This is a genomic window from Streptomyces sp. NRRL S-495, assembly GCF_000966955.1.
Classification (GTDB): Bacteria; Actinomycetota; Actinomycetes; order Streptomycetales; family Streptomycetaceae; genus Kitasatospora; species Kitasatospora purpeofusca.
The window spans coordinates 1-215 of sequence record NZ_JZWY01001370.1 but is presented as its reverse complement, the minus strand read 5'-3'; the positions used below and the strand labels follow the sequence as shown (position 1 = coordinate 215).

The window sequence follows — 215 nt, the reverse complement described above, 5'->3', positions numbered from 1 at the left end:
ATCGTCGGCGAGTCCGGCTGTGGCAAGTCCACGCTGGCCAAGGTGCTGATGAACCTGGAGAAGGCGACTTCGGGCCAGGTGCTGTTCAAGGGCGAGGACATCACCCGGCTCTCCGGGGCCGGGCTGAAGGCGGTGCGCCGGAACATCCAGATGGTGTTCCAGGACCCGTACACCTCGTTGAACCCGCGGATGACGGTCGGCGACATCATCGGGGA

Annotated in this window: 1 protein-coding gene; it reads left to right on the top strand. The window is 65.1% G+C overall.

All coding sequences use genetic code 11. From position 1 onward, the window contains the following. The coding region (locus VR45_RS41720) for an ATP-binding cassette domain-containing protein (RefSeq protein WP_045945208.1) at positions 1-215 on the top strand (215 nt) is incomplete at both ends.